Raw genomic sequence first — 8091 nt, forward strand, 5'->3', positions numbered from 1 at the left:
CTGCGGGAACAGAAAACATATAATATAGCTATCTTCTGGTCCCAGTAATGGCCACCGCGATAGTTCCGATGGCGACCGCTGGAACGCTAGTCGTAATCGGCTTGCCGGTGTTGTTCGTCGTCTGGATCGCCGCAGTGATCTGGGTATACAGTGATTGTCAGACGAACAGCCCTCACAGTCCGAAGGTCTGGGCGTTCATCGTGTTCTTCGGTGGACTCTTCGGACTCGTACTCTATTTCCGAATCGGTCGAGGGGAACCGGCCGCGCGTTCCGATCGGCGGCTCCAGCTGTGACAGCCTCCGCACGGTAAACGGCGCGGCTCCCTACACAGGTGGCGACCCCGGTCGCGACAGGAAGCGCTACAGCAACCCGTCCTCTTTCGCCAGCAACAGCCCCCCCAGCGTCGCGTCGTTTGTCGGTTGCTCGCGAGCCCGCTCGAGCGCCTCGTCGACCGGGACCGTCGTCACCTCGAGGAACTCGTTGCTGTCGAGTTCCCGCTCGCCGGGCTCGAGTCCCTCGGCGTAGACGATCGCGCGGTCGTGTCGGAGGACGCCGGTCGCGACCGCGTACTCCTGTAACAGGGCCGTACTCGAGGGTCGAAAGCCGGTTTCCTCCTCGAGTTCGCGCGTCGCCGCCCCCGTGTAGGACTCGCCGTCCTCGACGATTCCCGCCGGGAGCTCGAGGTGCGTCTCGCGAATGGTGGGCCGATACTGTTCGACGAATAGAATGCGATCGTCGCTGCCGCTCGCACCCTCACCGGCACCGCCGTCCATATCCGCGAGGACACCGCCGTCGATCTGCGCGACCACGACGACCGCGGGCGGCAGGTCCGCCCAGTAGTATCGCTTCTGCGTCCCGTCGGGCTGTTCGAGCAGATCGTATCCGCCGTCGTACCAGCCGGTCTCGTACTCGGTTCGCTCCTCGAGCAGGTCCCACTCGTCGGGTGTCGTCATCGTGAGAGAGTGGGCGCTCGAGCGGATAATAGGTGATGGTCGCTACGTCGGGTCCCGACTTGCCCAGTGACTCGTCGGGCAGATCGAACAGTCGAGTTCGGCTACACTAAATCCCGATACAACCGCCCGAACGCCTGCCGCCGAAGCGTCGCCACCGCCGCGTCCTCCTCGTTCTGGAAGGTCGCCGCGACGGCCTCGCCGTCCGGGCCCGCGTGCCAGGCGACGCGGTCGACGTCCTCGTGGCCGGTTTCCGTCACCTCGCCGTCGTAGGACTCGCGCCAGTCCTCGAACTCCTCGCGGCTCCCGACGCGAACCGCGAGCAGACTCGCGAAGAGCGCGTCGCGAGCGGTCTCGACGACGTCGCCGGTGACGCGTTCGTCGTACTCCTCGCGATCGAACGCCATGGCCTTCGCGACCTCTCGAATGACCGTCTGCGCCGCTGGACCCACCGATTCGTACTGTTCGCGTGCGTCGTCGGCCGACTCGAAGGAAAACGTTCCCGCCGTGTGCATATCCGGATCCTCGGCCGACTGGCAGTTACGCGTTTCCGTTCCCGTCGACGTCGCCGTCCGCGTCGTCGGGACTCGAGACCGGGTCGTCGTCTCCATCGCCGTCGCTCTCGCTCGAGGACTGCATCTCGCGAGTCAGCTCCGCGGCCTCCCGGAGCACGTCCTCCGCTTCGGCGGTCATCGCTCCGCGCCCCGGCTGACTGCTCTGGCGGGCGATCCCTTCCTCGAGGGAACCCGGGCGGCCGCGCTCGTGACCGTGTCCGGAGTCCTCGAAGTCGGGCGTGTCGATCTCCTCGGCGTGTGGCGCGACGATCTCGCCGAGTTCCTCCGGGCTTCGATCGCCCCAGTCGGGCGCGTACTCCGCGAGCCACTCGCGGTGTTCCTCGCGGCCGAGCGACGCGGTGATCGCGAGGTGGTTCGCGAGATGAACCGCGTCGGCCTCCTCGACGTCACAGACCGGACAGGCGTATCCCATAGGGGACAATACCGGCTGCGAACGGTAAAATATCCCGCACCCCGCTACTCGAGTTTCCGGATCATCACGATCGCGTCCTCGCCGTTGCCGTAGTACTCGGGGACCCGCCGAAGCGGATCGAATCCGAACTCGCGATAGAGGCGTTTCGCCCCGTCGTTCGACCGTCGGACCTCGAGTTTGACCGTCTCCGCACCGTGGGCCGCGAGCACGGCGAGCGATCGCGACAGGAGCGTCGACCCGACGCCGTCCCCGCGATGGTCGGGGTGGACGGCGATGTCCTTGACGTGGCCGAGCGCGCGGCCGATCTGCCGGGTCACGTCGGCGACGACGTAGCCGGCGATCCGCCCGTCCGCTTCGGCGACCAGAAACCCGGGTTCGCCGAGGAACCGCTCGAACGCGTCGTAGGGCCAGGGCTGAGAAAACGAGGCGTTCTCGATGCGAACGACCGCGAGCAGATCCGCACGCTCCGCCGATCGGATCCGCACTTCCTCGCCGTCCTCCGGCACGGGCGTTGTCACACGAGGGAGTACGACGCCGGATACTAAAAGCCGTACGCGTCTCGGCAGATATACTCGGTTCGCGGCCAGCCATCGAATCGAACGGATCGCCGGCTACACCCGCTCGAGTCGGTCGATCTCCGCATCCGACCAGTCGTAGAAGTGGTTGTCAGTCTGCCGGAGGACGGTTACGCACTCGTTGTGCTGGCGGCGAGCCCGGTCGACAAGCGGATCGTCCGGGTTGGTTTCGATCCAGTCGCGCAGTTCCGCGAGCGCCGCCGGCGAGTAGGTTTCCATCCGATCCTGATGGCGGAGGATTTCGACCTTTCGGCTCTCTTGACGCAGGGTTCGAACGAGCGCCCACCCGGCGACACCGTAGAAGGCGAGCAGGGTGAACGCGAGCATTCCGAGCACCTCGGGCGTGAGCGCCGCCATCAGTCGTCACCTCCGGACACTTCGGCCCCTTCGGGTTGCCCGCCCCGTCCCTCGAGGACGGACATGAGCGCGTAGCCGATGATCGGGAAGACCACGAGGACGAACATGCCGCCGATCATCTCGGGGGTTCCGAAGTTATCGTAGGCGAAGTAGGCCACGATGAACACCATCACCGACGGGATGACGTACTTGATAACGGGGTCCCACCAGCGACCGACGTGGATCCCTGCGTTTCGGTTGACCGAGAGGAGCCGCAGGCGCTGTGGTCCCATCACCCAGCCGATGACGCCGATGATGGAAATCGTCGCGAGGGGGAGTCCCCAGTTACCGAAGACGAAGTCGAGGTAGTCGAGGATATCCACGGAGTAGGCGCTGGGCAGCCCGAGCAGCCAGATCGCTCCGCAGACGCCGAGCGTCGTCTGGGTCCGATCGAATCGGGTCTCCTCGCTGAGCGTCGTGACGCTCACCTCGGTGATGAGCAGCCCCGAGGTGAACGTCGCGAGGAAGAAGCCGAGGAAGAAGAGGATCGCGACGATCCCCCCGAGCGGAATCTCGGGGAACACCTGGACGAGCGAGACGAAGGCGAGCCCCGCGCCGGCGTCCGGTTCGACCCCTTCGACCGCGAAGACGATGGGGAAGATCGCGAGCGCCGCGAGAATGCCGACGCTCGACTCCCCGATCGCAGTGAAGAGGCCACCGCCCAGCGGGACGTCGTCGTACTCCCGGAGGTAGCTGCCGACCGTCAGGGCGATGCCCCAGCCGAGACCGGTCGAGAACAGCGCCTGCCCGAGCGCGGTGATCCAGGTGTCGCTCCGGGCCAGATACTCCCACTGAATCCCGAAGGCGAAGGCGAGCCCCTCGCTCGCTCCGGGCAAGGTGAGGCCCCTGATCGCCATGACGACGAGCGAGAGCACGAGCGCGGGCACCGCGTAGACGACGATCCGCTCGACGCCACGGCGGATACCGAGGACGAGAATCGCCGCGATCGAACCCATCACGATCGTGTGGAGGGCGATCACGAGCAGCGAGCTCGCGAAGAACTCGTTCATGAACGGCTCGGCCTGGAAGCCGCTCGAGGTAAAGGTAAACAGCAGCGAGTGAACGGCGTAGTACAGCGTCCAGCCGACTACCGGCGAGTAGTACGACATCAGCGCGATGTTCACTAACAACACGACGACCCCGAGGCCGACCAGTCCGCCCCGTCCGACCACCGCCCGGAACGCGCCGATCACCCCCTTGTTCGCGTACCGGCCCAGCGCGACCTCCGCCATCAGCCCCGGAACCGCGAGGACGACCAGTAACGTGAGAAACGCGAGGACGAACGCGCCACCCCCGTTGTTCCCCATCACGTACGGGAACCGCCAGATGTTCCCGGCCCCCACCATGGCGCCGATCATCGCCATCAGGAACCCGAATCGACTTCCCCACTCCGCTCGAGCCGTTTTGGTCGGAACGTCACCCATCGTCGATCATCCCGGACGTCACCACTCGTACCATCGTATAACCATGGGGCGTGTTAGCAAGAATAGTTCGCGTAGTTACCGATTTACACTCCGACGGGGCGCGCATCGGCGGCGATCCGGACACGACAGTTACTCGGTCGCCCCCGTCCCCGCGTCGTCGTCTGCATCCCCTTCGTCGATAGTGGTCGTCGGCTCCTCGTCTTCGGTCCCGCCGTACTGGGCCCCTTCCTCGTCGTCGGGTTCGGTGTCGTCAGCCATTCGAATCACTCCGCGGGGATCGCGTCCATCTCGAACTCCTCGGTCAGTTCCGTCAACTCCTCGAGCGCGTGTTGCTCCTCGCGAAGGTTCTCCTCGAGGAGGTCGGCCGCCTCGTCCATCCCGAGCTGATCCGCGAGCGGGATCAGGTTCCCGTAGGCGGCGATCTCGTAGTGTTCGGTCTTCTCGGCGGCCGCCATGTTGTGATAGTCCATCACGTCCTGTGCGGGATCCATCGAGGTGAACTCCTCGTACTCCTCGAGCAGGCCTTCGACGCCCTCGAGGTCCTCGAGCGCATCGAGGAGCTGATGTTCCGCGTGATAGATGTCCTCGAGTCCGTGCTCGAACAGGTCCTGAACGCTGTCCATACTCATGATGAGACCAGTCAGTCGTTCACCAGCCCGCCGAAAAAGACGGGGCCCTGCGACGGCAGGTCCCGGCACGCGCGTCGAATCACTCGCGAGCGACGCGCCGGACTACTCCGTAGCGTCCTCGACCCGATCCGCGTGTTTCTCGAGGTCGCCGGCCAGCGCGCGGGCCTGCTCCGGCGTCAGCTCGAGGTCTTCCATGTGTTTGGGGAGGGGTTCCTCCGACAGGTTGTCGAACTCGAGTTGCAGGCGAACGCTGTCGGGAGCCTCACGGTCGGCGGTCGCGTTCACGACGGCGACCGACTCCCACTCGAACGTCTCACCCACTGCTTTCCCCTCGACGTAATCCAGCGTCGTGTACGCGTTGACCGTCATCAGTCGATCGGACATTCAGTTCGATCCTCACGCCCCGTTCACTTATACTGGCGGCTGTCACGAACCGGATGCCGCTCTGGGTCCCGGATTGGAGAGTATCCTTACGTCCAGCCCGTAGACACAGGTATTCAGCGACACGACGGACCGATCGTCTCGTGATCGATTACGGTCGCGAGCACCACCCCGGAGCATTCGGCTCCGTACCGACGACGAGTTTTCGAACTCCGAGACTCCAAAACGGATCCGAACGGTCCGGACACGCACACGAGTTCCAGCGGTCGTGACGAACGGTCGATAGGACTCCGAAACGAGCGCCACACCTAGCGGCCGATTTTGCCACAACTGGATCGCAGTGAAATCCCCGCTGACTCGAGTCGACCGCGGAACTGGTTATTTATCAGCGGACAGTTCGTTGCTATACGGCTATCGATCGGCGATAGCAATCCATTACGAACCGACGCGAATCGTCACCACCACTGAGATCTGTCTTCCCAACTCTCGTACAAGAACCGAATCGACGGGACAGCCCGAACGAGAGAAAGCGACACCCCAGAGGACCCGACAGCCGTCAGTCCTGCGGTTTCGACTCTCTCGGCAGCCGTTCGGTAGCTGCGCCTCGAGCGGTGGTCATTACTCCGTTACTGTGACAGTCCGTATCCGACAGTCCTCCACACAGCCACAGCGTAGCCACCTTTTTCGTCTGCTACGTTTCGACGGTATCCGTTTGAAAAAAGCACGTATCGTGAGCGTTGTCCGTCAGAGATACCGGCATAATACTCCCGTAAGACAGAGCACGGGTATCGCTTGCGGCCGAAGCGATACTTATGACGATAGGGTCCCAAAGCCCGGGCATGACTGACGCAGCCGAATGCAAACCAGAGCCGGTCGAGCAGGACGCGGAGGAGCGCGACGACGCCCACCTCGACGATATCGAAGAAGGGGCCGGTTGTACGGAGATCTGGGAGCATCTCGCCGAACAACGCGACGAGTAACGCGAGAATGTCGCAACGGCAACGACCTTTTTGCCGGCGAGACTCGTACCGAGATTCATGACTGATAATCGGCCCGGTGATCGGACACAGCGCCGCGGCGAGAACGGGCGATCGATCCCGACGGACCGCGAGTCGCCCGTTGGGACACCAGTTATCCGGGGCGACGAATCGGTCACCGGGACGCGCGCTCGCGAAGCCGTTCAGTTCGATCCCACCGATCCCGAGAGCCTTGCGGATGCCGCCGAAACCGTCCGTCAATTCGCCGCCGGCAATACCAATGACGACCACCTCTATATGCTCCGTGGGGCAGCTGCTTGTGCCGCCCTCGTTCGCGGTGAAGGCTCCTACAAGGCCGCCGCCGAACGCGCCGGGGGTGACGCCACCGTCTCCTTCATCCGAAAATGGGCCCGCGTCCACGATCTCCCCCGGTCGGTCCGCAAACAGGTCGCACTCGGTCAGATCGCGCCGACCGCCGCCAAACACATCGCCCGCGTCGGCGGCGAAGCCCGTCTCCTCCTCGCGTGGGCCACCCTCGACGGCGACCTCACCGTCCGCGACGTCCGCAGCGTCGCCAGCGCTATCAACGACGGCACTCCGATCGAGGAGGCCCTCGCGGACCACGGCGTCACCGTTGGCCAACTCGAAGTCACCCTCTCACCGACCACCTACCGCGATCTCCGTCGACGGGCCTCCATCGAAGGTGTCGATCCCGGCCAGCTCGTTACCGACGCGCTCGAGAACCACCTGGAGTGAAACGGACACCGCTCGCCGGCAGCTCCCTATCGGCGGCGGAGAAAGAAACGTTTAACCGCCACTCACCGGAATAGGAAAACACGGGGCCGGTAGCTCAGTTTGGCAGAGCGTCTGGCTTTTAACCAGACGGTCGCGTGTTCAAATCGCGCCCGGCCCGCTTTCTGACGACGAACGAACTCGTGAGTCGTCGGTAACGGATCCGAAGCGATTTGAAGGCGACGAGTCGCAGCCCGCACAGTGAACGAAGCGAACGAGCAGGACCGTCTCGGTGTGGTTCAAATCGCGCCCACCCCGATTTTCCGTGTGCAGATTTACGAGTGGTGAGACAGTTCTCGAGATTTGAACGCCAAGAGGGAGCGATTCACGACACCATGTTTACCCAGTATCGATCGAACGTGGCGTTCGAGCGAAATATCGAGGATTGGATAGCGGGATCACGAAGACGAGCTCCTAGATAGAGAGACTGGATCGTTGTCGCTACCCTTGATTAAATCCTATAGAAGCCAAGGGCCGGATTTGAACCGGCGGTGGGCGGCTCTGCAGGCCGCTGCGTTCGGCCGGACTCTGCCACCTTGGCGCATCTTACCGTTGTTACTGCGTTCGTTTAAGCATAGCGGTACGGCACAATCGTCCTTGTTGTCACCACTCCGGATATAAATGCAGAAACCCCCACAAGACCACGACGCAGTGGCTCTGTGGGGGTGAAAGTATGAGTGGTGGCGGCGAAACGAGTTTCCCAGAGGGTCGCCCACTCCAGTACTCACCGTAACGCAGGCGAGCTTATCTTCCGTGTTCGGGATGGGTACGGGAGGGACCTCGCCGCTGTGGCCGCCGTAACGCCGATCAACGGAATCGAACCGTTGTCATGCCAATATCGGTTGGTGTGTCTAAGACCGTCATGTACGTGTAGTCCAGTTTGCGTCCGGACCCGTTCTCGCGTCACGGATCCAATGCGATGTAGTATGAATGTGTGGCTCGATCGATTAGTGCTCGCGGGCTCAACACCTCGTTGCCTT

The 8091-nt window shown here is 63.5% G+C and carries 12 protein-coding genes, 2 tRNA genes and 1 rRNA gene; 4 read left to right on the forward strand and 11 right to left on the reverse strand.

Features of this window, described 5'->3' with window-relative positions:
- Nucleotides 1-47 precede the first annotated feature (47 nt).
- Nucleotides 48-293: a PLDc N-terminal domain-containing protein gene (locus tag NDI89_RS05385; protein WP_277520474.1), complete on the forward strand. Its 246-nt coding sequence runs from the start codon at nucleotides 48-50 to the stop codon at nucleotides 291-293.
- Between the two features lie 66 nt (nucleotides 294-359).
- Here the strand turns inward: NDI89_RS05385 and NDI89_RS05390 are convergent, their stop codons facing one another.
- From NDI89_RS05390 to NDI89_RS05430, 9 genes are all read right to left on the reverse strand, one after another.
- Nucleotides 360-953: an NUDIX hydrolase gene (locus NDI89_RS05390; protein ID WP_277520475.1), complete on the reverse strand. Its 594-nt coding sequence runs from the start codon at nucleotides 951-953 to the stop codon at nucleotides 360-362.
- 101 nt (nucleotides 954-1054) lie between these two features.
- Nucleotides 1055-1465 (reverse strand): DUF5809 family protein, encoded by a 411-nt coding sequence (locus NDI89_RS05395; RefSeq protein WP_277520508.1) that lies wholly within the window; start codon nucleotides 1463-1465, stop codon nucleotides 1055-1057.
- A 25-nt stretch (nucleotides 1466-1490) separates the two neighbouring features.
- Nucleotides 1491-1937, reverse strand: coding sequence for a DUF5810 domain-containing protein (locus tag NDI89_RS05400; protein WP_277520476.1), 447 nt, complete (start codon nucleotides 1935-1937; stop codon nucleotides 1491-1493).
- A 44-nt stretch (nucleotides 1938-1981) separates the two neighbouring features.
- Nucleotides 1982-2455: a ribosomal protein S18-alanine N-acetyltransferase gene (rimI, locus tag NDI89_RS05405; protein WP_277520477.1), complete on the reverse strand. Its 474-nt coding sequence runs from the start codon at nucleotides 2453-2455 to the stop codon at nucleotides 1982-1984.
- Between the two features lie 93 nt (nucleotides 2456-2548).
- Nucleotides 2549-2869, reverse strand: a complete 321-nt coding sequence (locus NDI89_RS05410; protein ID WP_277520478.1) for a DUF8026 family protein — start codon at nucleotides 2867-2869, stop codon at nucleotides 2549-2551.
- Nucleotides 2869-4332, reverse strand: coding sequence for a sodium-dependent transporter (locus NDI89_RS05415; RefSeq protein WP_277520479.1), 1464 nt, complete (start codon nucleotides 4330-4332; stop codon nucleotides 2869-2871). Before NDI89_RS05415 ends, NDI89_RS05410 begins: the two co-directional genes overlap by 1 nt.
- A 129-nt stretch (nucleotides 4333-4461) precedes the next feature.
- Complete coding sequence (locus NDI89_RS05420; protein WP_277520480.1) at nucleotides 4462-4590, reverse strand: hypothetical protein; 129 nt, start codon at nucleotides 4588-4590, stop codon at nucleotides 4462-4464.
- 5 nt (nucleotides 4591-4595) lie between these two features.
- A complete protein-coding gene (locus NDI89_RS05425) occupies nucleotides 4596-4961 on the reverse strand; it encodes a DUF892 family protein (protein WP_277520481.1) in 366 nt (121 codons plus the stop codon).
- Between the two features lie 102 nt (nucleotides 4962-5063).
- Complete coding sequence (locus NDI89_RS05430; RefSeq protein WP_277520482.1) at nucleotides 5064-5345, reverse strand: DUF6360 family protein; 282 nt, start codon at nucleotides 5343-5345, stop codon at nucleotides 5064-5066.
- Nucleotides 5346-6181: 836 nt separating this feature from the next.
- On the opposite strand from NDI89_RS05430, the gene NDI89_RS05435 reads away from it, so the two are divergent.
- The 3 genes from NDI89_RS05435 (at nucleotide 6182) to NDI89_RS05445 (ending at nucleotide 7232) form a co-directional block, all read left to right on the forward strand.
- A complete protein-coding gene (locus NDI89_RS05435) occupies nucleotides 6182-6322 on the forward strand; it encodes a hypothetical protein (protein ID WP_226004591.1) in 141 nt (46 codons plus the stop codon).
- A gap of 57 nt (nucleotides 6323-6379) precedes the next feature.
- A complete protein-coding gene (locus NDI89_RS05440) occupies nucleotides 6380-7075 on the forward strand; it encodes a DUF7119 family protein (RefSeq protein WP_277520483.1) in 696 nt (231 codons plus the stop codon).
- Between the two features lie 83 nt (nucleotides 7076-7158).
- Nucleotides 7159-7232, forward strand: a tRNA-Lys gene (locus tag NDI89_RS05445).
- Nucleotides 7233-7576: 344 nt separating this feature from the next.
- Here NDI89_RS05445 and NDI89_RS05450 read toward each other — a convergent pair.
- Together NDI89_RS05450 and rrf are read right to left on the reverse strand one after the other, a co-directional pair.
- Nucleotides 7577-7652 (reverse strand) — tRNA-Cys (locus NDI89_RS05450).
- Nucleotides 7653-7789: 137 nt separating this feature from the next.
- A 5S ribosomal RNA gene (gene rrf / locus NDI89_RS05455) occupies nucleotides 7790-7911 on the reverse strand.
- Nucleotides 7912-8091 lie beyond the last annotated feature (180 nt).

This window comes from Natrinema salsiterrestre (assembly GCF_029502005.1).
GTDB classification, from domain to species: Archaea; Halobacteriota; Halobacteria; order Halobacteriales; family Natrialbaceae; genus Natrinema; species Natrinema salsiterrestre.

Bases quoted from the DNA above. Each gene is read 5' to 3' on its own strand.
- NDI89_RS05385 (WP_277520474.1), top strand. From the start codon at position 48: ATGGCCACCGCGATAGTTCCGATGGCGACCGCTGGAACGCTAGTCGTA.
- NDI89_RS05390 (WP_277520475.1), bottom strand. From the start codon at position 953: ATGACGACACCCGACGAGTGGGACCTGCTCGAGGAGCGAACCGAGTAC.
- NDI89_RS05395 (WP_277520508.1), bottom strand. From the start codon at position 1,465: ATGCACACGGCGGGAACGTTTTCCTTCGAGTCGGCCGACGACGCACGC.
- NDI89_RS05400 (WP_277520476.1), bottom strand. From the start codon at position 1,937: ATGGGATACGCCTGTCCGGTCTGTGACGTCGAGGAGGCCGACGCGGTT.
- NDI89_RS05410 (WP_277520478.1), bottom strand. From the start codon at position 2,869: ATGGCGGCGCTCACGCCCGAGGTGCTCGGAATGCTCGCGTTCACCCTG.
- NDI89_RS05415 (WP_277520479.1), bottom strand. From the start codon at position 4,332: ATGGGTGACGTTCCGACCAAAACGGCTCGAGCGGAGTGGGGAAGTCGA.
- NDI89_RS05420 (WP_277520480.1), bottom strand. From the start codon at position 4,590: ATGGCTGACGACACCGAACCCGACGACGAGGAAGGGGCCCAGTACGGC.
- NDI89_RS05425 (WP_277520481.1), bottom strand. From the start codon at position 4,961: ATGAGTATGGACAGCGTTCAGGACCTGTTCGAGCACGGACTCGAGGAC.
- NDI89_RS05430 (WP_277520482.1), bottom strand. From the start codon at position 5,345: ATGTCCGATCGACTGATGACGGTCAACGCGTACACGACGCTGGATTAC.
- NDI89_RS05435 (WP_226004591.1), top strand. From the start codon at position 6,182: ATGACTGACGCAGCCGAATGCAAACCAGAGCCGGTCGAGCAGGACGCG.
- NDI89_RS05440 (WP_277520483.1), top strand. From the start codon at position 6,380: ATGACTGATAATCGGCCCGGTGATCGGACACAGCGCCGCGGCGAGAAC.